27 protein-coding genes are annotated in these 25477 nt (G+C 70.0%); 19 read left to right on the top strand and 8 right to left on the bottom strand.

Annotated elements, in window-relative coordinates:
• Nucleotides 1–9 precede the first annotated feature (9 nt).
• From DMP23_RS15750 to DMP23_RS15720, 7 genes are read left to right on the top strand one after another with little or no spacing between them, the layout of a single operon-like run.
• On the top strand, nucleotides 10–1506 hold the full coding sequence (locus tag DMP23_RS15750; RefSeq protein ID WP_337821482.1) for a cytosine permease: 1497 nt from the start codon (nucleotides 10–12) through the stop codon (nucleotides 1504–1506).
• Nucleotides 1503–3059: a flavin-containing monooxygenase gene (locus DMP23_RS15745; RefSeq protein ID WP_337821481.1), complete on the top strand. Its 1557-nt coding sequence runs from the start codon at nucleotides 1503–1505 to the stop codon at nucleotides 3057–3059. The genes DMP23_RS15750 and DMP23_RS15745 overlap by 4 nt, the downstream gene beginning before the upstream one ends.
• On the top strand, nucleotides 3056–4375 hold the full coding sequence (locus DMP23_RS15740) for an aromatic ring-hydroxylating oxygenase subunit alpha (protein ID WP_337821480.1): 1320 nt from the start codon (nucleotides 3056–3058) through the stop codon (nucleotides 4373–4375). The genes DMP23_RS15745 and DMP23_RS15740 overlap by 4 nt, the downstream gene beginning before the upstream one ends.
• Entirely contained in the window at nucleotides 4372–4971 is a 600-nt protein-coding gene (locus DMP23_RS15735; RefSeq protein ID WP_238605969.1) for an aromatic-ring-hydroxylating dioxygenase subunit beta, read from the top strand. The genes DMP23_RS15740 and DMP23_RS15735 overlap by 4 nt, the downstream gene beginning before the upstream one ends.
• Nucleotides 4972–5244, top strand: a complete 273-nt coding sequence (locus tag DMP23_RS15730; protein WP_051728488.1) for a hypothetical protein — start codon at nucleotides 4972–4974, stop codon at nucleotides 5242–5244.
• Nucleotides 5245–5264: 20 nt separating this feature from the next.
• Nucleotides 5265–5585 (top strand): 2Fe-2S iron-sulfur cluster-binding protein, encoded by a 321-nt coding sequence (locus DMP23_RS15725; RefSeq protein ID WP_337821479.1) that lies wholly within the window; start codon nucleotides 5265–5267, stop codon nucleotides 5583–5585.
• On the top strand, nucleotides 5582–6790 hold the full coding sequence (locus DMP23_RS15720; protein WP_337821478.1) for an NAD(P)/FAD-dependent oxidoreductase: 1209 nt from the start codon (nucleotides 5582–5584) through the stop codon (nucleotides 6788–6790). Before DMP23_RS15725 ends, DMP23_RS15720 begins: the two co-directional genes overlap by 4 nt.
• Nucleotides 6791–6963: 173 nt before the next feature.
• Here DMP23_RS15720 and DMP23_RS15715 read toward each other — a convergent pair whose 3' ends face one another.
• Both DMP23_RS15715 and DMP23_RS15710 read right to left on the bottom strand, forming a co-directional pair.
• On the bottom strand, nucleotides 6964–7302 hold the full coding sequence (locus DMP23_RS15715) for a P-II family nitrogen regulator (RefSeq protein WP_037805822.1): 339 nt from the start codon (nucleotides 7300–7302) through the stop codon (nucleotides 6964–6966).
• Complete coding sequence (locus DMP23_RS15710; protein WP_337821477.1) at nucleotides 7299–8609, bottom strand: ammonium transporter; 1311 nt, start codon at nucleotides 8607–8609, stop codon at nucleotides 7299–7301. The genes DMP23_RS15715 and DMP23_RS15710 overlap by 4 nt, the downstream gene beginning before the upstream one ends.
• Before the next feature lie 305 nt (nucleotides 8610–8914).
• Between DMP23_RS15710 and DMP23_RS15705 the strand changes: the two genes are divergently transcribed.
• The 3 genes from DMP23_RS15705 to DMP23_RS15695 are packed head-to-tail and all read left to right on the top strand — an operon-like array spanning nucleotide 8915 to nucleotide 11110.
• Entirely contained in the window at nucleotides 8915–10096 is a 1182-nt protein-coding gene (locus DMP23_RS15705) for an FAD-binding oxidoreductase (RefSeq protein ID WP_337821476.1), read from the top strand.
• Between the two features lie 19 nt (nucleotides 10097–10115).
• Nucleotides 10116–10718 carry a dihydrofolate reductase family protein gene (locus DMP23_RS15700; RefSeq protein WP_337821475.1) on the top strand — a complete coding sequence of 201 codons (603 nt, stop codon included), beginning with the start codon at nucleotides 10116–10118 and terminating at the stop codon, nucleotides 10716–10718.
• 11 nt (nucleotides 10719–10729) lie between these two features.
• On the top strand, nucleotides 10730–11110 hold the full coding sequence (locus DMP23_RS15695; protein ID WP_037805805.1) for a PPOX class F420-dependent oxidoreductase: 381 nt from the start codon (nucleotides 10730–10732) through the stop codon (nucleotides 11108–11110).
• Here DMP23_RS15695 and DMP23_RS15690 read toward each other — a convergent pair whose 3' ends face one another.
• Nucleotides 11111–11923, bottom strand: coding sequence for an SDR family NAD(P)-dependent oxidoreductase (locus DMP23_RS15690; RefSeq protein ID WP_337821474.1), 813 nt, complete (start codon nucleotides 11921–11923; stop codon nucleotides 11111–11113). It abuts the gene before it with no gap.
• A 90-nt stretch (nucleotides 11924–12013) separates the two neighbouring features.
• Between DMP23_RS15690 and DMP23_RS15685 the strand changes: the two genes are divergently transcribed.
• On the top strand, nucleotides 12014–12574 hold the full coding sequence (locus tag DMP23_RS15685) for a TetR/AcrR family transcriptional regulator (protein WP_337821473.1): 561 nt from the start codon (nucleotides 12014–12016) through the stop codon (nucleotides 12572–12574).
• 92 nt (nucleotides 12575–12666) lie between these two features.
• Here DMP23_RS15685 and DMP23_RS15680 read toward each other — a convergent pair whose 3' ends face one another.
• Nucleotides 12667–13590 (bottom strand): LysR family transcriptional regulator, encoded by a 924-nt coding sequence (locus tag DMP23_RS15680; RefSeq protein WP_337821472.1) that lies wholly within the window; start codon nucleotides 13588–13590, stop codon nucleotides 12667–12669.
• 83 nt (nucleotides 13591–13673) lie between these two features.
• Between DMP23_RS15680 and DMP23_RS15675 the strand changes: the two genes are divergently transcribed.
• From DMP23_RS15675 to DMP23_RS15660, 4 genes are all read left to right on the top strand, one after another.
• Nucleotides 13674–14381 (top strand): succinate dehydrogenase cytochrome b subunit, encoded by a 708-nt coding sequence (locus DMP23_RS15675; protein WP_337821471.1) that lies wholly within the window; start codon nucleotides 13674–13676, stop codon nucleotides 14379–14381.
• A 1-nt stretch (nucleotide 14382) separates the two neighbouring features.
• A complete protein-coding gene (locus DMP23_RS15670) occupies nucleotides 14383–16311 on the top strand; it encodes a fumarate reductase/succinate dehydrogenase flavoprotein subunit (protein ID WP_337821470.1) in 1929 nt (642 codons plus the stop codon).
• A complete protein-coding gene (locus DMP23_RS15665) occupies nucleotides 16308–17051 on the top strand; it encodes a succinate dehydrogenase/fumarate reductase iron-sulfur subunit (RefSeq protein ID WP_337821469.1) in 744 nt (247 codons plus the stop codon). The genes DMP23_RS15670 and DMP23_RS15665 overlap by 4 nt, the downstream gene beginning before the upstream one ends.
• A 108-nt stretch (nucleotides 17052–17159) precedes the next feature.
• On the top strand, nucleotides 17160–17291 hold the full coding sequence (locus DMP23_RS15660) for a hypothetical protein (RefSeq protein WP_443111270.1): 132 nt from the start codon (nucleotides 17160–17162) through the stop codon (nucleotides 17289–17291).
• A 66-nt stretch (nucleotides 17292–17357) separates the two neighbouring features.
• On the opposite strand, the gene DMP23_RS15655 is transcribed toward DMP23_RS15660, so the two are convergent.
• Nucleotides 17358–18227 (bottom strand): DUF2382 domain-containing protein, encoded by an 870-nt coding sequence (locus tag DMP23_RS15655; RefSeq protein ID WP_037805795.1) that lies wholly within the window; start codon nucleotides 18225–18227, stop codon nucleotides 17358–17360.
• A 462-nt stretch (nucleotides 18228–18689) separates the two neighbouring features.
• On the opposite strand from DMP23_RS15655, the gene erm reads away from it, so the two are divergent.
• Complete coding sequence (erm, locus tag DMP23_RS15650) at nucleotides 18690–19451, top strand: 23S ribosomal RNA methyltransferase Erm (protein ID WP_337821468.1); 762 nt, start codon at nucleotides 18690–18692, stop codon at nucleotides 19449–19451.
• Nucleotides 19452–19554: 103 nt separating this feature from the next.
• Nucleotides 19555–21015: an aldehyde dehydrogenase family protein gene (locus tag DMP23_RS15645; protein ID WP_337821467.1), complete on the top strand. Its 1461-nt coding sequence runs from the start codon at nucleotides 19555–19557 to the stop codon at nucleotides 21013–21015.
• Here DMP23_RS15645 and DMP23_RS15640 read toward each other — a convergent pair.
• On the bottom strand, nucleotides 21006–21218 hold the full coding sequence (locus tag DMP23_RS15640) for a hypothetical protein (RefSeq protein WP_337821466.1): 213 nt from the start codon (nucleotides 21216–21218) through the stop codon (nucleotides 21006–21008). The two genes, DMP23_RS15645 and DMP23_RS15640, sit on opposite strands and share 10 nt — an antisense overlap.
• Before the next feature lie 41 nt (nucleotides 21219–21259).
• On the bottom strand, nucleotides 21260–21868 hold the full coding sequence (locus DMP23_RS15635; RefSeq protein WP_037805792.1) for a TetR/AcrR family transcriptional regulator: 609 nt from the start codon (nucleotides 21866–21868) through the stop codon (nucleotides 21260–21262).
• Between the two features lie 99 nt (nucleotides 21869–21967).
• Here DMP23_RS15635 and DMP23_RS15630 point away from each other — a divergent pair, with 99 nt between their 5' ends.
• On the top strand, nucleotides 21968–23902 hold the full coding sequence (locus DMP23_RS15630; protein ID WP_337821465.1) for a primary-amine oxidase: 1935 nt from the start codon (nucleotides 21968–21970) through the stop codon (nucleotides 23900–23902).
• 14 nt (nucleotides 23903–23916) lie between these two features.
• Nucleotides 23917–24828 (top strand): LysR substrate-binding domain-containing protein, encoded by a 912-nt coding sequence (locus DMP23_RS15625; RefSeq protein WP_337821464.1) that lies wholly within the window; start codon nucleotides 23917–23919, stop codon nucleotides 24826–24828.
• A gap of 13 nt (nucleotides 24829–24841) precedes the next feature.
• Here the strand turns inward: DMP23_RS15625 and DMP23_RS15620 are convergent, their stop codons facing one another.
• Complete coding sequence (locus DMP23_RS15620; RefSeq protein ID WP_337821463.1) at nucleotides 24842–25435, bottom strand: TetR/AcrR family transcriptional regulator; 594 nt, start codon at nucleotides 25433–25435, stop codon at nucleotides 24842–24844.
• Nucleotides 25436–25477 lie beyond the last annotated feature (42 nt).

The following is a 25477-nucleotide window of genomic DNA, read 5'->3' as shown; positions in this document are numbered from 1 at the left end:
GCGTCGCCAATGTCTGTCGACACACCCGATTCGTCGCCAAGAACTCCCGTCCCCGCCGCCGCGCCGCCGAAGACCGGCCTCGGCGCCGTGATCGAGGACTACGCGCTGGAACGCGTGCCCGAATCCGCCCGCCGCGGCGGCTGGGGCCTGCTGTGGAACACCGCCGGGGCCGGGTCCACCCTCGTCGTGCTGTCGGTCGGCGCGGCCGTGACCCTCATCGCCGGGGTGGGCTGGGGCTTCGCCGTCGGAGCCGCCACCGCCCTGTTCGGCGGCGGGCTCGGCTGGGCGGTCGGCCACGTCAGCCGCGTGCAAGGGACCTCCAGCACGCTGACCGCCCGGTATTACGGGCTCGGTTCGCGCGGCTCGGTGCTCGCCTCGCTGATCTTCGCGGTGATGATCGTGAGCTTCCTGGCCCTGGAGAACGCGATGCTGTACAACGGCACGCTGTTCCTCTTCGGCTGGGCGCCGAGCCTCGGCCACGCGGTGCTGATCCTCGGGGTGCTCACCGTGCTGTGGCTCGTGCTGCCGACGTTCGGGATTTCCCTGGTACAGCGGACTTCCGGGCTCCTCACCGCTGTTTCGGCCGTGTTGTTCGTGGTCGTCGCGGGCATCGCGGTGTCGTCGTCGGGACGCTCCGTCGGCGCCATCCTCGGCTCCGGTCCCGGGGTGCCGGGATTCGCCGGGCAGGCCGACCGCGTGCAGGCGGCGCTGGCGTTGCTGGCCGGGATCGCGGGTGCGCTCGCGCTGCTGGGCGCCGACTTCGCCCGGTACGCCCGCACCAGCAAGGACGTCGGCGTGATGGCCGTCGGCGGTTCGGTCGTGGTGAACCTCCTGGTGCCGATCCTCGGCACGCTGATCGTGCAGGCGGGCAGCGTAGTGGTCGGGATCCGGCTGAACAGCGATCCGGCCCTCGCCGCGACACAGCCCGGCGGGTCGGCCGAGGAGAAGGTCGCGGGCATGGTCTCGGCCAATCCCGGCGCGTTCTTCGTCGTGCTCGCCGGGGCGGTCGGCTTCGCGCTGGTCTATGCGGCACAGGCGAAAGCCCAGGTCGTCAACGCGTATTCGGCGAGCCTGTCGCTGACGAATCTCGTCGACGGGTTGACCGGACGCAGCCCTGGACGGCTGGTCATGCTGGTGGTCGCGAACGCCGCCGCCCTGGCGATGATCGCGGGCGGGATCCTGAACGTGCTCGCGTCCTGGCTGGACGCCCTGGGCATCCTGACCACCTCGCTGTGCACGCTGATGATCGTCGACTACTTCGTCGTCCGGCGCCGCCGCCCGGCCGGCCCCGGCACCGTCGAGCGGGTCAACTGGGCGGGCGTGCTCAGTCTTCTGGCCGCCTCCGCGCTGGCGGAAACGCTCGTGCTGAGCGGGGTCACGAGACTCGGCTTCCTCGTCGCCATCGCCACCACCGCCGTCCTCTACCCCGCGCTGCGGCTGACCGTCCTGCCGCCGGGCCGCTGGACCCGCCTCGACGGCCCTCGACCAGAAAAGGTGACCCCATGACCAGGCCGTACCGGATCGGCATCATCGGCGCGGGCTTCGCCGGGCTCAGCTCCGCCAAGGTGCTGCGCGAGTTCGGCTTCGACGTGACCGTCTTCGACAGCAGCCCGGACGTCGGCGGCGTGTGGAGCCGCACCCGCCGCTACCCCGGTCTCACCACCCAGAACGGCAAGGACAGCTACGCGCTCTCGGACTTCCCGATGCCGCGCGACTACCCGGAATGGCCGACCGGCGAACAGGTGCAGCAGTACCTGGAGTCCTATGTGGAGGAACGCGACCTGAAACCGCTGCTGCGGCTCAGCACCCGGGTCACGCACGCCGAACTCGACGAATCCGTTCCACAGTGGACGCTCCGGCTGAAGGACATCGCCTCCGGCAAGGACCTGCCGCCCTGCACGGTCGACCACCTGGTGGTCGCCAACGGGATCTTCAGCACCCCGTTCGTCCCGGACTACCCCGGCGCGGAACAGTTCACCGCGGCCGGCGGGCGGATCTGCAGCGTCTCCGACGTCGCCGATCTCGACCAGGTCGCCGGGAAACACGCGCTCGTCGTCGGGTACGGGAAATCGGCCTGCGACGCGGCAGCAGTGTTCAGCGGCGTCGCGGCGTCCACCTCGGTCGTCGCCCGGGAACTGCTGTGGAAGATCCCGCGCAAGCTCGGCGGGGTCGTCAACTACAAGTACCTGCTGCTGACTCGGCTCGGCGAAGGACTGTTCCGCTACCTGCGTCCGCGCGGATTCGAGCGGTTCCTGCACGGACCCGGCCGGCCGCTGCGCAACGCGATGCTGGCGAGCGTGCAGGCGCTCATCACCCGCCAGCTCCGGCTGCGCGAAACCGGGCTGGTCCCCGAGGGTCCTCTCGAACGGATCGCGCGCAGCACGGTGAGTCTCGCGACGGAATCGTTCTACGAGTCGGTGGTCGACGGCCGGATCGCCGTGCACCGCGACCGCACGATCCAACGCCTGGCGGTCCGAAGTGGACAGACTGTCGCAGAGCTGTCCGACGGGACAATCCTGCCCGCGGACGTCGTGGTCTGCGGTACCGGCTGGCGGCAGTCGCTGCCGTTCCTGGACGACGAGCTGCAGCGCCGGATCACCGACGAGGCGGGCAACTTCGCGCTGTACCGGCAGGTGCTGCCGCACGACGTGCCCGCGCTGACGTTCTGCGGCTACAACTCGTCGTTCTTCAGCCCGCTCAGCGCGGAGATCGCCGCCTGGTGGATCGCCGCGCACCTCACCGCGAACCTCGATCTTCCGGACGTCGAAGAACGCCGCGCGCAGGTCGCCGAACGGCTCGCCTGGATGGAGCAGCGGACCGAAGGCAGGCACGCGCGCGGGACCAACATCGTCCCGTTCTCCGTGCACAACATCGACGAGCTGCTCAGCGACATCGGCATCGGCGTCAGCCGCAGGGAGCGGTTCGCCGAATGGCTCCGGCCGCTCAACCCGTCCGCATACGCCCGGGTGGGCGCGCGCCTGCTCGCCCGGCACCGCGCGTCGGGCCCCACCGTGTCCCCGGGTGCCGCGCACCCCCGAACGCAGAAGGTCGACGGATGACTCTCCAGCAAGAACCAGCCCTGGCCCCGGAATCGACGGCGACGCGCTTCGGCCCGCTCGTCCGGCCCGACCGGGTCCACCGCACGCTCTACACCGATCCCGCCGTCTTCGCCGAGGAGATGACGAAGGTCTTCGGCGGCCGCTCGTGGGTGTATCTCGCGCACGAATCCCAGCTGCCCGAACCGCATTCGTTCCTGTCGGTCCGGATGGGACTCCGCCCGGTCCTGGTCACCCGCGACCGCGCCGGGAAACTGCACGCGGTCTTCAACCGGTGCAGCCACCGCGCGGCGACGATCTGCCGCGACGAACAGGGCGTCGCCAAGAGCTTCCAATGCCCTTACCACGGCTGGACTTTCCGCAACACCGGCGAGCTCGTGGGCACGCCGTGGCCGCAGGGGTACGGCCCGGATTTCGACAAAACCGAGTTCGGGCTCCACGTCGTGCCGCGCGTGGAGTCGTACCGCGGCTTCGTCTTCGGCACGCTCAACGAAGCCGCACCGTCGGTCGCCGACTGGCTGGGACCGGCGACGACGTGGCTCGACTACTGGATCGACCGCTCGCCGGGCGAGGTGCTCGTCCGGGCCGCCGCCCACCGGATGGGCTACCGGGGCAACTGGAAACTCGCCTACGACAACGCGGGCGACGGCTACCACCCCGCGTTCTCCCACCGGTCGCTGCTCGAAATGGCGTCCCGGCTCGGCGAAAGCAAGGACATGGCCTACTTCGGCCGCACCCCGGACGACGGGCCCATGCGCACGCACATGCTGGGCAACGGCCACAGCGTCATCGACCAGCGGCCCAACTACGACGGCCCGGGCAGCTTCTGGGCCAACCAGCGGCCCCAGCCCGGCCGCGAGGCGTTCGAGGAACGGATCCGCGCCGAGCACGGGGCCGACGCGGACCGGCTGCTCGACCTGTGCGTCGGCTCGCAGATCAACCTGAGCATCTTCCCCAACCTGCTCGTCATCGGCAATCAGATCCAGGTCGTCGAACCGCTGGCCGTCGACCACACGCAGCTGACCTGGCACGCCACCGCGGTGTCCGGGGTGCCGCCCGTGGTCAACACGATGCGGATGCGCACCCAGGAGGACTTCCCGGCCTTCGGCGAGCCCGACGACCAGGCGAATTTCGAGGAGGTCCAGCGGGGCCTCGCCGCCGCGGAGGCGGAGTGGGTGCTCATGAACCGCGGGTTCGGCGTCGACGGCTGGCAGGAGGTCGGCCCGGACGGCGTCGTGACCAGCACCGCGACCGACGAACTGCACATGCGCAGCTACTACCCGGCGTGGCTCGCGCTGATGGAGGAGGAAACCCGATGATGCGCCCGATCCCCGCCGAGTACGCGGACACCTCGGCCTGGTCGTACCACGTGGACGACCAGTTCTACGCGGACCTGGCCCGCGATTCGGCCGCACTGCGCGAGGACTGGCCGACCGCCGGCGCGACGGAACTGGCCGAAGCGCAGTCGTTCCTCGCCGCCGAAGCCCGGCTGCTGGACGAAGGCCGGTTCAACGAATGGCTCGACCTGTTCACCGACGACTGCCTCTACTGGGTCCCGGTCACCCCCGGCGCGGGCGACCCGCTCGCCGAGGTGTCGCACGCCTTCGACGACCGCAGGCGGCTGACCGACCGCGTCTACTGGCTGCGCACCGGCCTCGCGTTCAGCCAGATCCCCGCCTCGCGCACCCGCCGCCTGACCACGAACGTCGAGACCACCACCGATCCCGGTTCCGGCGTCCGGATGATCCGTTCGAACTTCGCCGTGCACGAGTTCCGCGCCGGGATCGCGAAAATCCACGCGGGCTGGTACGGCCACGTCCTGGAGCCCGGCGAGTCCGGCTGGCGGATCCGGCTCAAGCAGGTCAATTTGCTGGATTCCGAGCAGCTGCACGAGAATCTGACGCTGGTGTTCTGAATGGACACCCGAGGAGAAACCGCGCTGCGCCACGAGAACGAGCTGCTGCGGCTGCGCGTCGCCCGGCTGGAACGCGAACTGGCGGCTGCGGCCGGGGTGGTCCGGGAGGTCAAGGACCTGGCCTTCTGGGATTTCAGCCCGTACCGGGTCAGTCCCGACGCCTCGTGGCTCGCCGTGGACCGCGGCGGTGCCGAAACACTGCTGGCCGCGCTCGCGCGGGTCGACCACTGGCACCCGTGGTCGACCCGGCTCGAACCCCGCCCCCGACCCTGACTTTTCTTTCAGGAGCACCGATGCCCAAGATCGTGTTCACCCGCCCCGACGGCACCGCCCAGACCGTCGACGCCCGCCCGGGGGCGTCGGTGATGGAAACCGGGATCAAGCACGGCGTGCCGGGAATCGTCGCAGAATGCGGCGGCGCGCTGTCCTGCGCGACCTGCCACGTCTACGTCGGCGAGGAGCACCTGCCGCTCGTCGGGGCGGCGGCGGGCTTCGAGGACGAGATGCTCGACGACGCCGCGAGCGAACGGCGGCCCACCAGCAGGCTTTCCTGCCAGATCGCGATGTGCGACGAACTCGACGGGCTCGCCGTGACCATCGCCCCGGTCCAATGAGCGCCGGGGTGCTGGTCGCCGGAGCCGGTGAAGCGGGCGTCCGGCTCGCCGCCGCGCTGCGGGAAAACGGCTACGCCGAGCCGATTCTGCTCGTCGGGGAGGAAGCGCATCCGCCGTACCAACGGCCGCCGCTGTCGAAGGCTTTCCTGTCCGGAACCGCCGGGGACGACGCGCTCGCGCTGCGTTCGCCCGAGTTCTATCAGGAGCAGGACATCACCGTCCGGACCGGTGTGCGGGTCGAGGACGCGGTTCTCGACGCGGCCGGCCGGGGCACCGCCTCGCTGTCCGATGGGACGACCGTCGCGTTCGACCGGCTCGCTTTGGCGACCGGGGCGCGGGCTCGCACGCTGCCGTTTTCCGGTTCTAACGTGCATGTCCTGCGCAGCCGCGACGACGCGGTCCGGCTTCGGCTCGCGCTGGAGCACGCCAAGCGGGTCGTCTTGATCGGTGCGGGTTTCATCGGGCTCGAAATCGCCGCCGTGGCCCGGAAACGCGGCATCGAGGTCGTCGTCCTCGAACAACAGCCGCGGCTGCTGAGCCGGGTCGCCGCCGAACCGCTGTCGGAGTTTCTGCTGGCCGCGCACCGCGGCTGGGGCGCCGAGTTCGTCCTCGGCACCGGTGTAGCCGCGGTCGAACCGGACGGCGTGCGATTGGCGGACGGGGATTTCGTCGCCGCCGACACGATCATCGCCGGGGTCGGCGCGGTGCCGGAAATCGGCCTGGCCCAACGCCTCGGTCTCGCCTGCGACCGCGGGGTGCTCGTCGATGCCTTCTGCCGCACCAGCAACCCCGCCGTGGTGGCGCTCGGCGACTGCGCGGCCCAGCCTCATCCGCACCGGCCGGGCGCGTCGCTCGGGCTGGAATCGGTGCAGAACGCGGGCGACCAGGCCCGGGCCGCCGCCGCGACCCTCACCGGAAGACCCGCACCGCCGCGCGCGGTCCCGTGGTTCTGGTCCGATCAGGGCGACCTGAAGATCCAGATCGCCGGGGTCTCCGACGGACACGACCGGTACGTCGTGCGAGGCGGCGACGGCGGACTGACCGTCCTGTACTACCGCGCCGGGTCGCTCATCGCGGCCGACGCAGTCAACCGGCCGGGCGACTTCATGGCGGTGAAACGCGCGCTGGCCGCCGGGAAGACGATCGCGCCGGAGAACGCCGCGGATCTGACCCGGCCGCTGAAAACCCTGGTGAGGGAGGCCTAGAGCGCGTCGCGGCCACGCTCCCCGGTGCGGACACGCACGACCGTCTCCACCGGGGTCCCGACGAACACGACCGGTACGCCGTCCGAGGCGGCGACCGCCGACTGACCGTCCTGTACTACCGCGCCGGAGAATGCCCCAAACCCGGCCCCGCTGAAAACCCTCGTGACGGAGGCCTAGAGCGCGTCACGGCCACGCTCCCCGGTGCGCACGCGCACGACCGTCTCCACCGGAGTCACCCAGATCTTGCCGTCGCCGATCTTGCCGGTGTGCGCGGTGTCCAGCACGGTCCGCAGCGCGGCGTCGACCTGGTCGTCGTCGAGCAGGATCTCCAGCCGGTACTTGGTGATGAAGTCGACCTCGTACTCCGCGCCCCGGTAGATCTCGGTGTGGCCCTTCTGCCTGCCGTAGCCGCGGACCTCGCTCACCGTCATCCCGGCGATGCCCAGCTCCTGCAGGGCGATCCGGACGTCGTCCAGCACGAACGGCTTGACCACGGCGGTCAGCAGCTTCATCGGGTCTCCTCGCGCGCGGGCCGGTGCGATCCCGGTCCGCCGGCGAGCGCGCTGCCCCGGCGTCCGGGCTGGACTGCCAGCTCGTACGCCCCTTCGGCGTGCTCGGCCTCGTCGACGCCGTCGATCTCGGCTTCGCGGTCGATCCGGAATCCCATGAACTTGTGCATGACCCAGCCGAGCAGGAGGGTCACCGCCAGCGAATACCCTAGTACCGCCAGAGTTCCGACCGCTTGGCGCCACAGCTGGTCGAGGCCGCCGCCGTAGAACAGGCCGTTCACGCCGCCGGGAGCCACGCCCGCGGTCGCGAAAAGACCGATCAGCAGTGTCCCGGCGAAGCCGCCGAGCCCGTGCACCGCGACCACGTCCAGGGAGTCGTCGAAGCCGAACTTGTACTTGAGGCTCACCGCGAACGAGCACACGACCCCGGCCACGATCCCGATCGCGGCCGCGCCGAGCGGTTCGACGAAAGCACAGCCGGGCGTGATCCCGACCAGCCCGGCCACCGCGCCGGACGCGGCGCCGAGGGTCGTCGGCTTCCCGTCGCGGAACTGCTCGACCAGCAGCCAGCCCAGCACCGCGGCCGCCCCCGCGACGGTCGTGTTCAGGAACGACGTCGCCGCCGAGCCCTTCGCGACCAGCGCGGACCCGGCGTTGAACCCGAACCAGCCGAACCACAGCAACCCGGCCCCGAACATCACGAACGGCAGGTTGTGCGGCCGGACCGCCTGCTTCGGCCAGCCGTGCCGCCTGCCGAGCACGAGCGCCAGCGCCAGCGCGGCCGCCCCGGAGTTCACCTCGACGACGGTGCCGCCCGCGAAGTCCAGCACGTGCAGCTTGGCCGCGATCCAGCCGTCGGGAGCGAAAACCCAGTGCGCCACCGGGATGTACACGAGGGTGGTCCAGACGACGGAAAACACCGTCCAAGTCCAGAACCGGGCCCGCTCGGCGATCGCGCCGGCCAGCAGCGCGACCGTGATGACCGCGAACATCATCTGGAACGCCACGAACGCGTACAGCGGCACCTGGTTCCCCGCGGGCCCGACCGTCTGCTCGGCGAGCCCGTGCAGCCCGGCCAGCCGCAGAGTGCCGAGCAGCCCGCCGAACCAATCGGGTCCGAACGCGAGCGAATACCCGTAGAACACCCAGATCAGGCCGACGGTGGCGAGACAGACGAACGTCATCGCCATCACGTTCAGCACGCTCCGGGCGCGCACCATCCCGCCGTAGAACAACGCGAGGCCGGGCGTCATCAGCATCACCAGCGCCGCACTGCCCAGCAACCACGCCGTGCTTCCGGTATCGACCACGCCTCAGACACTCCTCGTCTCATCGCCCGGCCGCTGGAAGTTAACCGGGCGGTGTTACCGGAATGTTTCCGTCGTGCTTCCGCTAGCGACCCGCGGTCCGGCGAATCGGGCGTATCGGAGCGAAAGGACGGCAAGGAGGCGGAATTAGTGCGCACTGCGGGATAAAACGGATCCGGGATGGTGCTGGCTCGGGAGCTGCCGGTGATACGGGCGGCGAACTCACCGGTCGCATACGGCCGGGATCTGAGCCGCGCGTGCGCGTTTTGTTCAAGAACGGCACTCCCCCGGCCCGTAGCGTCGGCTCCGTGATCGACCAGACCTCGCGAGACGTCCTCCGGTGCCATTCGGTCGCCGACGTCGTCCAAGCCTTGGATTACGCGGCCGCCACCGGCCAGCGCGTGGTGCCGCGCGGTGGCGGGCATTGCTTCGTGGACCGGTGCCCGGCCGACGGGATCGTGGCGGATCTGTCCGAAATGGACCGGATCGCGGTCGACGACAGTGGCATCGCGACGATCGGGGCGGGCGCTCGGCTCGGCCCGGTGTACGCGGCGCTGCACGAGCACGGCCGAACGATCCCCGCCGGGTGCGGCGACACCGTCGGCATCGCAGGGCTGACGCTCGGCGGCGGCATCGGGTTGCTCGGCCGCCAGTACGGGCTGACCTGCGACCGGCTCGTCGGCGCGCAGGTGGTGCTCGCCGACCGGAGCGTCGTGGAGTGCTCCGAGCACCGGGAAACCGACCTGTTCTGGGCGTTGCGCGGCGCGGGCGGCGGGCAGTTCGGGATCGTCACGGAGTTGCGGTTCGCGACGGTGCCGGAGCCGTCGGTCTGCCGGATCGAAGGGAACTGGGCGGACGGAAACCTCGTCCAGGCCTGGCAGGACTGGGCACCTGACGCCCCGGACGGGCTGACCGTGAACCTCGCCGTCCAAGCGGGACGCGTGACGCTCTTCGGCATCTCCACCTTGCCGCCCGCGGAGACGGAGGGACTGCTCCGGGAGTTCACCGCGCGGGCCGGTGTTCTGTATGCAATAGACATCCGACTGGATGTTCCCTACAGCATGGTGAAGCCGACATTCAGCGTGGTGGATCCCGCCCCGGAAACCCGCCGCTTCCGGTCGGAGTTCTTCGCGCGCACGATGTCCGAGCGGACCGCGGGCGAGCTTCTCCGGGGTATCGGCGGGAACCGGCGGCTGGCGTTCACCGCGATGGGCGGGGCGTACAACCGGGTCGCGGAGGAGGACATCGCGTTCGCCCACCGGGGAGAGCGGTACTTGCTGGAGCAGGCCGGCGACCCGGGCGATCCGTGGGTGGACGAGGCGTGGACCGTCGCGCACGCGGAGGGGTCCGGCCGGGTTTATCCGAACTTTCCCGATCTCGCGCTGGATGAGCCGAGCCGCGCGTATCACGCGGGCAACCGCGCCAGGCTCGCCGAGGTCAAGAAAAACGTCGACCCGCAGCGCCTTTTCGACTTTCCCCAGGCTCTCTGAGCGACTACTAAGGAGCGTCATGAACAAAGTGTTCAGTGCCCTGTCCGTTTCGGTGGACGGGTACATCAGCGGCCGCCGCGAGAAAGGGGCGGACGAGGTCGGGAGCGGGCTCGGCGACGCCGGGGCGCTGTTCGACTGGTACTTCACCGGCGACACGCCCAGCAAGGTCTTCGACGGGTTCAAGCTTTCCGAGCCCAGCGCGCAGGTTTTCGACTCGCTCGCGGCGCGCGTCGGGGCGACCGTGGTCGGGCACGCGACGTACGACCACTCAAGCCACTTCGGCGGTAGTGGTCCGCATCCGACCGCTCCCCTGTTCGTGGTCAGCCACCAGCCGGTGCCGGAACTGAGCGAGGCGCAGACCCAGGCGACCAGCGTCGAAGAGGCTGTCAAAGGCGCGCGGGCGGCGGCCGGCGACAAGGACGTCGCGCTCATGGGCGGCGTTCTGGTCACCGAGGCGATCAAGGCCGGACTGGTCGACGAAGTCGTGCTCCACCAGGTGCCGATCCTGCTGGGCGGAGGGCGGAGCTTCTTCGGCGAACTGCCCGAACACGTGCGGCTGCGGCTGATCGAGGCCGTCCCGGCGCCCGGCGTCACCCACCTTCACTACGAAATCCTCCGCTGAAAGGAATCCCCATGCTGAACCCCGAAGTCCGCCGCGTCCTCGACGGCACCCCGATCGCCCACCTCGCGACCGTTCTCCCGGACGGATCGCCGCACGTCGTCCCGGTGTGGATCGGCACGCGCGGCGACCGGATCGTCTTCCTCACCGGCCCGGACAGCCGCAAGGCCCGCAACCTCCGCCGCGACCCCCGCGTGGCGATTTCCCTTACCCCGCCGGACAATCCGTTCGAGCCGATCATCATCCGCGGCCGGGTGGCCGAATGGATCGAGGGCGACCCCGCGTGGGAGATCGTCGACGAGGTGGCGAAGAAGTACATCGGACAGCCGTACACGCGCGAGCAGGTGCGCGTCGTCGGCCTGATCGAGCCGGAGACGCAGTCGGTGGGGATGTAGTCAGAAGGTGACCGATGCGGCCGTTTCCCGTTGCGACTCAAGGACGTTCAGCCGTTCGGTCAGTGCATTGTGGACGGCTTCGTAGGTGTCCGAACCAAGGGAGAGGCGCAGCGGCGGGTCCGGCCGGAGGGTGGTCTCGTAGAGCAGCGCGGCGATCTTGGCCGGGTCGCCGGGGAGGTCGTTGTCGTCGAGGGATTCGAGGTATCGGCGGGTCCGGCCGACCGCGCTGTCGCGATAGGGAGCCGTTTCGGCGGTGTAGCGCAACGCGGACGCGAAGCCGGTCCGGGTCCCGCCGAGCTGTGCCAGCGTCAGGTGGACGCCGAACTCGGCGACCTCCCGGCTGACGCTTTCGGTGTACCCCTCCAGACCCCACTTCCCCGCGTGGTACCCGCTGTGCGTCGGCGAGCCGATCTGCCCGCCCATGCTGGAGATCTGGAGGATCCGGCCGCCGCCCCGCTCGCGCATCGGGCCGAGGAACGCGCGGGTGATCAGGATCGGGGCGAGCAGCAGCACCTCGATCTGGTCCCGGATCTGCTCCGGCGTCATCTCCTCGGCCGCGCCCACGACGGCATAGCCCGCGTTGTTCACCACCACGTCCACCGGCCGCCGCTGCAACGTCCGCTCGACCACGGCGGCGACGTCGGCCGGACGGGTCAGGTCGAGCTGCTCCACGGTGAGCCGCGGCGACTCCGGCAACGCGTCGGGCCGCCGGACCGTCGCGGTGACGTGCTCGCCGCGCCGGAGCGCCTCCTCGACCAGGTGACGGCCCAGACCTCCGGAAGCGCCGGTGACGAACCAATGCCGTGCGGGCATGACGGGATCCTCCAGGGGTAAGGTCAACCGGAATGCGTTCCGGTTCACGCTATCCGGAATGCATTCCGGATAGCAACCCCGGAGGAACCGATGCCCGACGCCCCGCGCCGCCCCCGGCGAGACGCGCTCGAGAACCGCGCCCGGCTCTTGGAAGTCGCCGCGAAGGCCTTCGCCGCGGAAGGCCTGGACGCGGCACCGGCAGCGATCGCCAAACAGGCCGGGGTCGGCGTCGGCACGCTCTACCGGCACTTCCCGACCCGCGAAGCCCTGATCGACGCCGCCTACCGGCATCAGCTCGCGGTGGTCTGCGAACAGGCATCGACACTCCTCGCGCAGCACCCGGCCGCGGAAGCGCTGCGGGAGTGGCTGACGCACTTCCTCGCCTACGTCAGCGCGAAGCACGGGATGTCCGAGGCGCTCAACGCGGTGATCGCGTCCGGCGTCGATCCTTACTCGGACAGCCGGAAGCTGCTCGTCGACGCGGTCAGCGAGCTCCTGTCCGCAGGCGAGGAGGACGGCACGCTGCGGGACGACGTGCGCGCCGAGGATGTGCTGGTGCTGATCGGCGGGATCGCGTATTCCGCGCAGCACTGCGAAAAACCGCAAGCGCAGCGGTTGATCGGCCTGGTGCTGGACTCGCTCACCCGCTGATCACCGGCCAACGAGCGGACGCGTGCCAGGCGGCAACTGCGCCACCCCGCCGCCTCGTCGGCATACCAGCGCGTTCTTGCTCGCCCGCAGAATCACCGGCCCACCAGCGGACGCGTGCCGGGCGGCAACTGCGCCACCCCGCCGCCCAGGTACTGCACCACCGCCTCCTGCAGCGCCCGCACCGCGCGCGGCTGCTCGACATCCCGCCGATACGCCAGCCGCACCACCCGGCTGAGGCCGGGCGAGGTGAATTGCGTGCGGCGGAACCGGTCCCCGACCACGGTGCTCGGCACGACCGCCAAGCCCAGTCCGGCCTGGACCAGTTCCAGCACCGCGTCCATCTCGCCGCCTTCGATGGCGAACAGCGGGTCGAAACCCTCCGCGCGGCAGGCGGCCACGGTCGCCTCGCGCAGGTCGTAGCCCTGCCGGAACATCACCAGCGGCCGGTCCCGCAGCGCCGCGATCGGCATCCGGCCGCGCACCGGTGCGGGCGCGTCCTTCGGCGAGATCACCACCAGGTCCTCGACGAACAGCGCGCGGCTCTCCAGCCGGCGATCGTCGTGGACGCGGCTGTCCACGATCATCGCCAGGTCCAGCCCGCCTTCCGACAGCGCGGTCTGCAGGTCCCGCGAGCCGCTTTCGTGCAGCACCAGCTCGATCCCGGGATAGTCCCGGCGGAACGCGGCGAGCATCGCGGGCAGCAGGCCGGTGCACAGGCTCGGCGTCGCGCCCAGCCGCACCCGGCCGCGACCCAGTTCGTCCAGTTCCCGGATGGCCCGGTACGCCGTCTCGGTCTCGGCGAGGATCCGGCGCGCGATCGGCAGCAGCGTCTCCCCCGCTTCGGTGAGCGTGACGTTCCCGCGGATCCGGTGGAACAGCCCCGCGCCGACATCCCGTTCCAGCGCGCGAATCTGCTGCGACAGTGAGGGCTGCGCCACACGCATCTGTTCCGCGGCGCGCGTGAAATGCCGCGTCTCGGCCACTGCCAGGAAATACGCCAGCTGCTGGAACTGCATGACCGCCATCATAGGTGCTGCCTATGCAGTCGAGAGAAATCATGTGTTTGCCCTCTCGTCAGCGCCGACTTACCGTCGGTTCCGTGGCACTCGCACCCGCTCCGCCCCGCCGTCGCCCGGCGCTCGTGACGTTCTGGCGTTCGACGATCGGCAAGAAAGTCGTCATGGCCGTCACCGGCCTGATCTTCGTCGCGTTCCTGTTCGTGCACATGGCCGGGAACCTCAAGGTTTTCCTGGGACCGCAGCATTTCGACGACTACGCCGCCTGGCTGCGCACCATCGGCGAACCGGTGCTGCAGAACGCCTGGTACCTCTCGATCCAGCGGGTCGTGCTGCTGATCGCGTTGGTGCTGCACGTGGTCGCGGCGGTGCAACTGTCCAAACGGGACCGGCAAGCGCGTCCGGTCAAGTACGCGCACGGACAGCGGCGCAAGGCCAGTTTCGCGACGCACACCATGCGCTGGGGCGGCGCGACGCTCGCGCTGTACATCGTGTGGCACATCCTGGACCTCACCGTCGGCGTGGCCAACCAGGACTTCCGCGACGGCCAGCCGTACCACAACATCGTCGCGGACTTCCAGGTCTGGTGGGTCAACCTGATCTACATCGTCGCGCTGCTGATGCTCGGCCTGCACATCAACCACGGCTTCTGGAGCGCGGCACAGACGCTCGGCATCACCAGCAAAACCCGCGACCGGGCGCTCAAAACCGCCGGGTCCGTCCTCGCCGTCGTGATCACCGGCGGCTTCCTGATCGTGCCGATCGCCGTGATGGCGGGATGGGTGGCCTGACATGAGCGACTACACGCTCGGCGAGCCGATCGCCGACACGCAAGCGCCGGACGGCCCGATCGAGGACCGCTGGGACAGCCGCCGCTTCGGCGCGAAGCTGGTCAACCCGGCCAACCGGCGGCGGCACCGGGTGATCGTGGTGGGCACCGGTCTCGCCGGAGCGTCCGCCGGAGCGACGCTCGCCGAACAGGGCTACCACGTGGTCCAGTTCTGCTTCCAGGACTCGCCGCGGCGCGCGCACTCGGTGGCCGCGCAGGGCGGGATCAACGCGGCGAAGAACTACCGCAACGACGGCGATTCGGTCTACCGGCTCTTCTACGACACGGTGAAGGGGGGCGACTTCCGGTCCCGGGAGTCCAATGTGTACCGGCTGGCGCAGGTGTCCACGCAGATCATCGACCAGGCGGTGGCCCAGGGCGTGCCGTTCGCCCGGGAGTACGGCGGGCTGCTCGACACCCGCTCGTTCGGCGGCGTCCAGGTGCAGCGCACGTTCTACGCCCGCGGCCAGACCGGGCAGCAGCTGCTGCTCGGCGCGTACCAGGCGCTGGCGCGGCAGATCGACGCCGGCGGCGTGGAGATGCACCCGCGCACGGAGATGCTGGACCTCGTCGTGTCCGAGGGGAAGGCACGCGGGATCGTCGCGCGCGACCTGGTCACCGGTGAGGTGACCACGCATCTCGCGGACGCCGTCGTGCTCGCGACCGGCGGCTACGGCAACGTCTTCTACTTGTCCACCAACGCGAAAGGCTCCAACGCCACCGCGATCTGGCGGGCGCACAAGCGCGGCGCGTACTTCGCGAACCCGTGCTTCACGCAGATTCACCCGACCTGCATCCCGCGTTCGGGCGAACATCAGTCGAAGCTGACGCTGATGAGCGAGTCGCTGCGCAACGACGGCCGGATCTGGGTGCCGAAGCAGCCGCAGGACCCGCGTCCGCCGCAGGAGATCCCGGAGTCCGAACGGGACTACTACCTGGAGCGGATGTACCCGAGCTTCGGCAACCTGGTGCCGCGCGACATCGCGTCGCGGGCGGCGAAGAACGTCTGCGACGCCGGGTTCGGCGTCGGTCCCGGCGGGCTCGGCGTGTACCTGGACTTCGCGGACGCGATCGAGCGGATGGGCCGCCCGGCGGTGGAAGCCAAGTACGGCAACCTGTTCGACATGTACGAGCGGATCACCGCGGAAAACCCGTACGAGGTCCCGATGCGGATCTACCCGGCGATCCACTACACGATGGGCGGGCTGTGGGTCGACTACGACCTGCAGAGCACGGTGCCCGGCCTGTTCGTGATCGGCGAGGCCAACTTCTCCGACCACGGCGCGAACCGGCTCGGCGCGTCCGCGCTGATGCAGGGTCTCGCCGACGGCTACTTCGTGCTCCCGGCCACGCTCAACGACTACATCGCCCGCGGCAGCTTCCCCGCGCTCGACCCGGCGGATCCTACGGTCGCGCAAGCGGAAACCGCGGTGCGCGACCGGCTGGAACGGCTGCTGTCGGTGCGCGGCACCCGGAGCGTCGACTCGTTCCACCGCGAGCTGGGCCACCTGATGTGGGACCACTGCGGGATGTCCCGGTCCGCCGAAGGCCTGCGGAAAGCGCTCGACCGCATTCCGGAGCTGCGCGCCGAATTCTGGCGGGACGTCCGCGTCCCGGGCACCGGAGCGGAACTGAATCAGGAACTCGAGAAGGCCGGTCGCGTCGCCGATCTCCTCGAACTCGCCGAATTGCTGCTGCTCGACGCACTGGTGCGCGAGGAATCGTGCGGCGGCCATTTCCGCGAGGAACACCAAACCGAAGACGGCGAGGCGCAGCGCGACGACGAGCGGTTCTCGTACGTCTCGGCCTGGGAGTACGGCGAAAAGCCGGTGCTGCACCAGGAAATCCTGAACTTCGAGCACGTCCACCCCACCCAGCGGAGCTACACGTGAAACTCACCCTGCGGGTCTGGCGCCAGTCCGGCCCGGACGACGACGGCAGGCTGGTCGACTACCCGGTCGACGACGCCAGCCCGGACATGTCGTTCCTGGAACTTCTCGACGTCCTCAACCAGCATCTCATCGAGGACGGCGCCGAGCCGATCGCGTTCGACCACGACTGCCGCGAGGGCATCTGCGGCTCGTGCGGCGTGGTGATCAACGGCCGGGCGCACGGCCCGGAACGCACCACGACCTGCCAGCTGCACCTGCGCTCGTTCCGCGACGGCGACGTGCTGGACGTGGAACCGTGGCGCGCCAAGGGTTTCCCGGTGATCAAGGACCTGGTGGTCGACCGGTCGGCGTTCGACCGGATCATCGAGGCGGGCGGCTACGTCACCGCCCCGACCGGCAGCGCGCCGGAAGCGCACGCGACGCCGGTGCCGAAGCCGGACGCGGACCTCGCCTTCGACAACGCGACCTGCATCGGCTGCGGCGCGTGCGTCGCGGCCTGCCCGAACGGGTCGGCGATGCTGTTCACCTCGGCGAAGGTGGCGCACCTGAACTCGCTGCCGCAGGGCCAGCCGGAACGCGCTCAACGCGTGCTCGACATGGTGGAAACCATGGACGCAGCCGACTACGGCGGCTGCACCAACACTGGCGAATGCGTCGCCTCCTGCCCCAAAGGGATCCCGCTGACCAGCATCGCGAACCTCAACCGCGAATTCCTGAAAGCCAGCCGCTCACGACGGTAACCAGACGCGCGCGGCTGTCTCCCGTCCGGAATCGTCCTACGGGAGACCGCCCCCGCGCATGGCGGCCTGCCAGAACGCGCTCAACGCGTGCTCGACATGGTGGAAACCATGGACGCAGCCGACTACGGCGGCTGCACCAACACCGGCGAATGCGTCGCCTCCTGCCCCAAAGGCATCCCGCTGACCAGCATCGCGAACCTCAACCGCGAATTCCTGAAAGCCAGCCGCTCACGACGGTAACCAGACGCGCGGGACCGTCTCCCGTCCGGAACGGTTCCGGCGGGAGACAGCCGCAGCGCGGGCAGGTCAGGACTTCCTGCCCCGCTTGGTGTCGTCGTCGATGTCGATCCGCTCCTTGCGGACCTTGCCCTGGACGGTCTGCTCCTCGGTGACCTGCTCAGTGCCCAGGCGCACCCGCTCCACCGGCACGGTTTCCTTCTGCACCACCGGTTTCTCGGCGTGCAGCACGACGTCCTGCTCAGCCTCGCCGATCTCGGTCCGGCCCGCCGCCTTGGCGTCGGTGATCGGCTCGCGCTCGACGCGGACCTCCTCGTGCGTGACCGGCACGGTCACCTGCTCGTCCTCGGTCACCACGTACTTGCGCAGCCGGACGTGGCCGGTTTCGACCTGTTCGGTGCCGACCCGCAGGTGTTCCTCGGACCGCACCACGTCGCCGGCGCCGGACGCGTCGTGCCGTCCGCCCTTGGCTGCGTGCTCAGCGGTCGGGCGTCCCTTGGCCTGCGCGGTGTCCCGGCCGGTCGGCCGCGTCGTGCCAGCAACGCCGCCTGCCGCACCGCCAGCCGCGCCACCGGCTGCCGCGTCGCGGCCGCGGTCACGCATGTTCTCGCCGTTCCCGGCGCGCGGAGCGGGCAGGCCGTAGTACTTGTACAGCTCGACGCTTTCCTTTTCGGAGAGATGGCCCTCGGCGTCGATGCGCGGCGCGTCGGACACCTGGTCCTTCGCGACCTGGACGTGCAGGCCGTCGCTCTCCATGTCCGCGCCCGACAGCGGCACGAAGCTTTCCTTCTGGCCGAACAGCCCGGTTTTCACCGTCACCCACTCCGGCCGCCTGGTGTCGTCGGCGAGATAAACCGTGCCCACCTTGCCGATCTTGCTGCCGGAATTGTCCATCACGGTGCTGTCGACGAGGTCCTGCGGCTGCATTGCGCGTACCATGGATCCACTCCATTTCCCGAATCGGAATTTCTCCTCCGCGTCCCACTCTCCGGCTGGTCACAGCCCCGCGCAAGCGTCGTACCCCTCAGCCGAGCGACCCCGTTTCGTGTCAGTTTGCGGACCGGAATCAGCGGGTACTTCCGTCGTAAGGGGACCGTTCTCGCGGACCCGGCGGAATGGGCGCGAATTGTTCGCCCACCAGGGAAAGAATAGCCGCCAGCGAATTCCGGAGGCGGCACGCGGCCCGAAGGGATTCGCCTGCGCGAAAACCGGATGCGGCCCGCCGGACCGGTCGGCTAGGCTTCCGGCCCATGGGTGCCTTTTTCTCCGCCTGCGCGTTGACTCGCCTGCGCAACGCCTGAGCGCCGGACGCACACCGCTCCGTCGCGCTCTCCCGTTGTCCGTCCGGGCTGCTTGTCTTGGCACCCGGGTCGCTTCCTCATGCGCGGAGTACGCACCCCGATGTCTGCCCGACCCTTCGGCGGACGGCACGAGCTCGGCCAGAACTTCCTGGCCGACCCCGCCGTCATCGCCGCTGTCTGCACTGCCGCCGCCCGCACCACCGGCCCTCTCGTGGAACTCGCCGCGGGCGACGGCGCGCTGACCGTCCCGCTCAGCCGCACCGGCCGCCCGCTCACCGCGGTCGAACTCGACCCCCACCGCGCCCGCCGCCTCGCCCGGCGCACCGGCGACCACGTCGAGGTCGTCCACGGCGACCTGCTCCGGCACCGGCTGCCCGACGTTCCGCACACCGTCGTCGGCAACCTTCCCTTCCACCTCACCACCGCGGCCCTGCGCCGGTTGTTCCGGCAGCCGCACTGGGAACTCGCGGTGCTGCTGGTGCAATGGGAGGTCGCCCGCCGCCGGGCCGGGATCGGCGGTGCCTCCCAGATGACTGCCGCCTGGTGGCCGTGGTTCGAGTTCGCCGTCCCCGCCCGGGTCCCGGCGCACGCGTTCCGTCCTCGCCCGGCCGTGGACGGCGGGATCCTCGTGATCACCCGCCGCCCGGAACCGCTCGTCGCCGGCCAGGCGGAGTACCAGGAGTTCGTCCGCGAAGTCTTCACCGGACGCGGCCGCGGGCTCGGCGGGATCCTGCCCCGCACCGGCCGCCTCAGCGTCCGTGCGACGCGGACTTGGCTTGGGCGGCAACGGCTGTCGCCGCAAGCGCTCCCCCGCGACCTGACCGCCGGGCAATGGGCGTCGCTGTGGGAGCTGGCGCGGTGAGCCTGCATCGATTGACCCGATGCAGGGCAGCGAAAAGCTCTGCTTTCCCGCACCCCGGGGAGCTGGTGATAGTGAACGGAAGCGACGAAAGGCGGTTCCGGGAATGAAGCACGGCGACTGGGTGCACGAGGCCGCGCGGCTGCGTCCCCGCGAAGCGGCCTTTGTGGACGGTGACTGGCTCGAAGCCAAGTCCGGCAAGACTTTCGCCGACGTCAATCCCGCCACCGGGCACCCAGTCGCGCACGTGGCCGAATGCGGCCGGGACGAGATCGACGCCGCGGTCGCCGCCGCGCGACGCGCGTTCGAGGACGGCCGCTGGTCCCGGCTCGCGGCGGCCGAGCGCAAGAAACGGCTGCTGAGGCTGGCCGAGCTGATCACGGCGCACGGACCGGAGCTGGCGCTCTGCGACACCCTGGACGTCGGCCGTCCGATCTCGGACACGTTCGGCCAGGACGTGCCCGCGACCGCCGAATGCTTCGCCTGGTACGCCGAAGCGCTCGACAAGCGCTACGACGAGGTCGCGCCCACCCCTCCGGGCAATTTCGCGGCGATCCGGCGGGTGCCGCTCGGAGTGGTGGGCGCGGTCGTGCCGTGGAACTTCCCGCTCGACATCGCCGGGTGGAAACTCGCCCCGGCGCTGGCCGCGGGCAACAGCGTCGTCCTCAAGCCCGCCGAGCAGTCGCCGCTGTCCGCGCTGCGGCTGGGAGAATTGGCCGCGGAGGCGGGGATTCCGGACGGGGTGCTCAACGTCGTGCCCGGCTTCGGCGAAACCGCGGGACAGGCGCTGGGGAGGCATCCGGACGTCGACGTCCTCGCCTTCACCGGATCGACGCCGGTCGGCGGGCTGTTCCTGCGCTACGCCGGGGAGTCGAACCTCAAGCAGGTCTGGCTCGAATGCGGCGGCAAAAGCCCGGTCGTGGTGTTCGCCGACGCCGACCTCGACGCCGCGGCGGATCTGGTCGCGTTCGGGTTCTGCGCGAACTCCGGCCAGGTCTGTTCGGCCACGACCCGCCTGCTCGTCGAAGCATCGGCGGCGGGCGAATTCCTCGCCCGGCTGCGAGAGAAGATCGGCGAGTGGGTGCCCGGGGATCCGCTGGACCCGGCCACGAAACTGGGTCCGATGATCGACGAGAACGCCGCGGCGCGCGTGCTGGCTGCCGTCGAGGCCAGCAGCGGAACCGTCCTCGCGGGCGGCACGCGTCGCGGCGCGTTCCTCGATCCGACCATCGTGACCGGCCTGGCCGCCGACGATCCGCTGGTCACCGACGAGTTGTTCGGGCCGGTGCTCGCCACCCTCCCGTTCGGGACCGAAGCCGAAGCGATCCGGCTCGCCAACGACACCCCGTACGGCCTCGCCGCGTCCGTCTGGACCCGCGACCTCGCCCGCGCGCACCGCGTCTCCGACGGAATCCACGCCGGGACCGTCTCGGTGAACACAGTGGACGCGCTCAGCACCGCGACCCCGTTCGGCGGCTTCAAGCAGTCCGGCTTCGGCCGCGACCTTTCCCTGCACTCATTCGACAAATACACCGGCCTCAAGACGGTCTGGACGGCCTACGCCTGACCGAGGTCGCGTCCGGCTTCCGCGGCCAGATACCCGAGCAGCAACTCGCGCGTCCTGGCTGCGGACAGGCTGGTGTTGCGCCCGGCGAGATGCAGGCCGTAAGCGTCCTCCAGAGCCACCGCGTTCGCCGCGATGTCCTCAGCACCGCGACCCCGTTCGGCGGTTTCAAGCAGTCCGGCTTCGGCCGCGACCTTTCCCTGCACTCGTTCGACAAATACACCGGCCTCAAGACGGTCTGGACGGCCTACGCCTGACCGAGGTCGCGTCCGGTTTCCGCGGCCAGGTACCCGAGCAGCAACTCGCGTGTCCTGGCTGCGGACAGGCTGGTGTTGCGCCCGGCGAGATGCAGGCCGTACGCGTCTTCGAGGGCCACCGCATTCGCCGCGATGTCCGCCGCGGGCGACCGCAGCTGAAACGCCCCGGTGTCCTGACCGTGGGCGAGCGCGGCCGAGTACAGCGACACCTCGCGGTCCCACAACGCCGTCATCAACACCGCGTGCGCCGGGTTGCGCGCCGCGTGGACGTGCATTTCGTACAGCACCCGGCTCAGCGGATCGCCCTCGCCCGCCGGGAGCCCCGCGTCGACCAGCCGCACCAGCCGCCGGACGGGATCGTCCTCGGCTTCCGCGGCGCGCGCTCGCGCCCAGTAGAACCGGTCGACCGCGTCGCGGTGCAGTTCGAACAGCAGGTCGTCGAGGTCCGGGTAGTAGTAGCTGACCGAGCCTGCCGACAGTCCGGCCTCCTCGGCGACGTCGCGCACGCGGAGCCCGGCCAGCCCCCGCGTCCGGATCGCGCGGGCGGCCGCCGCCACCAGCTCGTCGCGCCGCTTCGCCTGGTCCTTGGGTCGTGCCACGTCCAGGATTATTGATGACGTGCATCGAAAAACCCAGTACCGGTTCCGGAGAACCCACCCCGTAAGGGCCTTGCCTCCCGGACCGGCAGCGCGCATTCTTTGCGACAGACCGCAAAGAATGAGGAGACGCGCATGGCCCACCCCCTCTCGCGCCTGACCGAAGACGAGGTCGCCCGCAACCGCGCGCTGCTCGCCGGAGCCGGGATCGCGACCGAGAGCACCCGGTTCGCGCTCGTCTCGCTGCTGGAACCGGCGAAAGCGGCCGTGCTGGCCTGGCAGCCGGGCGACCCGGTCGACCGCCGCGTCCGTTCGCTGCTGCTCGACCGGCGGACCGGCGCCGTGCGCGAAACGGTCGTGTCGCTGACCAGCGGCGAGCTCGTGGCCGACCGGGCGGTGGACGTCGTCGCCGAGGGGCAGCCGCCGATCCTGCACGAGGAGTTCGACCTGGTCGAGGAGATCCTCTGGAAGGACGAGGCGTGGAACGCGGCGATGCGCCGCCGCGGCATCGACGAACCCCGTTCGGTCCGGATCTCCGCCCTGAGCGCCGGGTGCTTCGACATCCCTGGCGAGACCGGGCTGCGGCTCGTGCGCTGCCTGGCGTTTCTGCAGCTCAACAAGGACGACAACCTCTGGGCGCACCCGATCGACGGCGTCGTCGCCTACGTCGACCTGATCGCCGGCCGCGTGCACGACCTCGTCGACGACGGCCCGGCCGACATCCCGCGCACCGCCTACGACTACCACCTCGACGGACCCGTCCGCGACACGCAGAAACCCATCGTGATCACCCAGCCCGAGGGGCCGAGCTTCACGGTCGACGGCGACGTCGTCACGTGGGAGAAGTGGCAGTTCCGGATCGGCTTCAACGCGGTCGAAGGCCTTACCCTGCACCAAATCGGCTTCCAGGACGGCGACCGGCTGCGTCCGGTCGTCTACCGCGCGTCGGTCGCCGAGATGGTCGTGCCGTACGGCGATCCGAGCCCAGTCCGGTTCTGGCAGAACTACTTCGACGCCGGGGAGTATTCACTGGGCAAGGAAGCCAACTCGCTGACCCTTGGCTGCGATTGTCTCGGCGAGATCCGCTACTTCGACGCCGTCCTGCACGACGACGACGGGCATCCGCACACCATCGCGAACGCGATCTGCATGCACGAGGAAGACGCTGGCGTGCTGTGGAAGCACACTGACCACTACAACGGCAGTGTTTCCACCCGCCGGCAGCGTCGGCTGGTCGTCTCGTTCTTCGTGACGGTCGGCAATTACGACTACGGCTTCTACTGGTACCTCTACCTCGACGGCACGATCGAACTCGAGTGCAAGGCCACCGGGATCGTCTTCACCTCGGCCTTCCCCGCCGACGACGACTACCCGTGGGCCGCCGAAATCGCCCCTGGCATCGGCGCGCCGTTCCACCAGCACCTGTTCTCCGCGCGGCTGGACATGATGGTCGACGGCCTCACGAACGCCGTCGACGAAATCGACGCGCAACGCGTCCCGATCGGCCCGGGCAATCCGCACGGCAACGCTTTCACCCGGAAGATCACCAGGCTGGCCAAGGAATCCGAGGCCGCCCGGCTCGCCGACGGCAACCTCGGCCGCACCTGGCGGATCAGCAATCCGGAGTCTCGCAACGCCCTCGGCCAGCCCGTCGGGTACACGCTGCATCCCGAAGGCCAGCCGCCGTTGCTGGCCGACGACGCGTCCTCGATCGCCCGCCGCGCTGCCTTCACCCGCAAGCACCTCTGGGTCACCGCGTATGCCGAGGACGAACGCTTCCCGGCGGGCGAGTACGTCAACCAGAACAATGGCAACACCGGCATCGACACCTGGATCCAGGCCGACCGCGACCTCGACGGCACCGACCTCGTCGTGTGGCACACCTTCGGGCTCACGCACTACCCGCGCACCGAGGACTGGCCGATCATGCCCGTCGACCACACCGGGTTCACGCTCAAGCCCAGCGGATTCTTCGACGTCAACCCCGCGCTGGACACGCCCGCGCCGAAACCGCAGCATCCCGGCTGCTGCCACTGAGGCAGGATGTCGGCATGAGCGAGCCTTCCTTCACCCTCGTGCAGCTGCGCTATTTCGAGGCGGCGGCGCGGCACCTGAGCATGACTGCCGCGTCGAAGGAGCTGATGGTTTCGCAGTCGGCCGTTTCGACGGCGATCGCGCAGCTGGAGAAGGAAATGGGCGTGCAGTTCCTGCTGCGCCACCACGCCCGCGGGCTCAGCCTGACCACCGCCGGCGAGGAGTTCTACAAGCGGGTGCTGGATTTCCTGGCGCACGGCGCGGAGCTGGTCGAAACCGCGCGGCAATCCGGCACCGACCTGGTCGGCACGCTCACCGTCGGCTGTTTCACCACGCTCGCGCCGTTCCGCCTGCCGAGCCTGCTGGCCGAGTTCGAAACCCGGCATCCGCGCGTGCACGTCTCCCTGCGCGAGGGCGAGCACAAGGCGCTCAAGGCCGCGTTGCGAGCGGGCGAGACCGAGCTGGCGATGCTGTACGGCTACGACCTCGACGACGACATCGACCGCGAGGTGGTCGGCACCGCCGCGCCGTACGCGCTCGTCTCCGAGGACCACCGGCTCGCCCGGCGGAAGAGCCGCAAGGTGTCGCTGCACGAGCTGGCGGAGGAGCCGATGGTGCTGCTCGATCTGCCGCACAGCCGGGAGTACCTGCAGTCGATCCTGAGCGACGCCGGCGTGGCGCCGCGGGTTCGGCACCGGACGAGCGGATACGAGACGGTGCGGGCGCTGGTGGCTTCCGGGCATGGGTTCGCGTTGCTCAACCAGCGCCCGCCTGCTGACACGACTTACGCGGGGGCGAGCGTGGTGCCGCTGGAGCTGACCGACGATGTTCCGTCGCTGGAGATCGTGCTCGCGACGATGCGCGGGGTTCGGCTGACCCGGCGGGCGCAGGAATTCCGGGAGCTGTGCCGCGCGCAGTACTCGTCCTGAGCGAAGAGCCGCGTCAAAGCAGCCCTTCCAACGCCCGGCGCGCGCGAGCCGCCGCCTGCACATCGCCGTGCAACTGCCGGAAATGGTTCAGCGCCAGCATGATCGCGACGACCTCATAGAGCAGCTGGTCGATGTCCGTGTCCGGCGGCAGTTCCCCGAGGCTCACCGCGCGCCAGATGTTGACCCGCAGCTCCCGTTGCCAGAACGCGCTCATCCGGACGACGGCGTCGCGCACCGGTCCTTCGCGGCCGTCGAATTCGGCCGCCGCGGCGGTGAAGAAGCAGCCGCCTGGCAGCAGGTCGCGTTCCAGGTAGGAGATCCAGGCCTCCCCCGCCGCCCGGAGGTAGGGCAGGCCGCGCGGGACGCCGCGGGCGCGTTCGGGCACCTCGCGGACGAACAGCTCGGCGGCGGCGTCGATCACGGCCAGTTGCAGGCTCTCTTTGGCGCCGAAATGCCCGATCACGCCCGCCTTGCTCATCCCCAGCTCGGCGGCGAGCCGCCCGATGGTCAGCCCCTCCAGGCCCTCGGCGGAGGCGAGCACCAGGCCGAGGTCGAGGATGCGCTGCCGGGTGTGGCGGGTCTCGGCGGCGGTCTTCCGGGGACTCATGAAACCACTATAGATTACGAACGATCGGTCGCTATATTGAGC

It is taken from the genome of Amycolatopsis sp. A1MSW2902 (assembly GCF_017312175.1).
Lineage (GTDB): Bacteria > Actinomycetota > Actinomycetes > Mycobacteriales > Pseudonocardiaceae > Amycolatopsis > Amycolatopsis nivea.
Note: the sequence above shows the minus strand (reverse complement) of the source record. Positions and strands in the feature narration are given on the sequence as shown.

What these genes read in the sequence shown, in the direction of transcription:
- DMP23_RS15730 (WP_051728488.1), top strand. Translation starts at nt 4,972, where the DNA reads ATGGACACCCGAGGAGAAACCGCGCTGCGCCACGAGAACGAGCTGCTG.
- DMP23_RS15735 (WP_238605969.1), top strand. Translation starts at nt 4,372, where the DNA reads ATGATGCGCCCGATCCCCGCCGAGTACGCGGACACCTCGGCCTGGTCG.
- DMP23_RS15620 (WP_337821463.1), bottom strand. Translation starts at nt 25,435, where the DNA reads ATGAGTCCCCGGAAGACCGCCGCCGAGACCCGCCACACCCGGCAGCGC.
- DMP23_RS15695 (WP_037805805.1), top strand. Translation starts at nt 10,730, where the DNA reads ATGCTGAACCCCGAAGTCCGCCGCGTCCTCGACGGCACCCCGATCGCC.
- DMP23_RS15745 (WP_337821481.1), top strand. Translation starts at nt 1,503, where the DNA reads ATGACCAGGCCGTACCGGATCGGCATCATCGGCGCGGGCTTCGCCGGG.
- DMP23_RS15700 (WP_337821475.1), top strand. Translation starts at nt 10,116, where the DNA reads ATGAACAAAGTGTTCAGTGCCCTGTCCGTTTCGGTGGACGGGTACATC.
- DMP23_RS15655 (WP_037805795.1), bottom strand. Translation starts at nt 18,227, where the DNA reads ATGGTACGCGCAATGCAGCCGCAGGACCTCGTCGACAGCACCGTGATG.
- DMP23_RS15740 (WP_337821480.1), top strand. Translation starts at nt 3,056, where the DNA reads ATGACTCTCCAGCAAGAACCAGCCCTGGCCCCGGAATCGACGGCGACG.
- DMP23_RS15680 (WP_337821472.1), bottom strand. Translation starts at nt 13,590, where the DNA reads ATGCAGTTCCAGCAGCTGGCGTATTTCCTGGCAGTGGCCGAGACGCGG.
- DMP23_RS15645 (WP_337821467.1), top strand. Translation starts at nt 19,555, where the DNA reads ATGAAGCACGGCGACTGGGTGCACGAGGCCGCGCGGCTGCGTCCCCGC.
- DMP23_RS15625 (WP_337821464.1), top strand. Translation starts at nt 23,917, where the DNA reads ATGAGCGAGCCTTCCTTCACCCTCGTGCAGCTGCGCTATTTCGAGGCG.
- DMP23_RS15750 (WP_337821482.1), top strand. Translation starts at nt 10, where the DNA reads ATGTCTGTCGACACACCCGATTCGTCGCCAAGAACTCCCGTCCCCGCC.
- DMP23_RS15725 (WP_337821479.1), top strand. Translation starts at nt 5,265, where the DNA reads ATGCCCAAGATCGTGTTCACCCGCCCCGACGGCACCGCCCAGACCGTC.
- DMP23_RS15690 (WP_337821474.1), bottom strand. Translation starts at nt 11,923, where the DNA reads ATGCCCGCACGGCATTGGTTCGTCACCGGCGCTTCCGGAGGTCTGGGC.
- erm (WP_337821468.1), top strand. Translation starts at nt 18,690, where the DNA reads ATGTCTGCCCGACCCTTCGGCGGACGGCACGAGCTCGGCCAGAACTTC.
- DMP23_RS15685 (WP_337821473.1), top strand. Translation starts at nt 12,014, where the DNA reads ATGCCCGACGCCCCGCGCCGCCCCCGGCGAGACGCGCTCGAGAACCGC.
- DMP23_RS15660 (WP_443111270.1), top strand. Translation starts at nt 17,160, where the DNA reads ATGGACGCAGCCGACTACGGCGGCTGCACCAACACCGGCGAATGCGTC.
- DMP23_RS15720 (WP_337821478.1), top strand. Translation starts at nt 5,582, where the DNA reads ATGAGCGCCGGGGTGCTGGTCGCCGGAGCCGGTGAAGCGGGCGTCCGG.
- DMP23_RS15715 (WP_037805822.1), bottom strand. Translation starts at nt 7,302, where the DNA reads ATGAAGCTGCTGACCGCCGTGGTCAAGCCGTTCGTGCTGGACGACGTC.
- DMP23_RS15670 (WP_337821470.1), top strand. Translation starts at nt 14,383, where the DNA reads ATGAGCGACTACACGCTCGGCGAGCCGATCGCCGACACGCAAGCGCCG.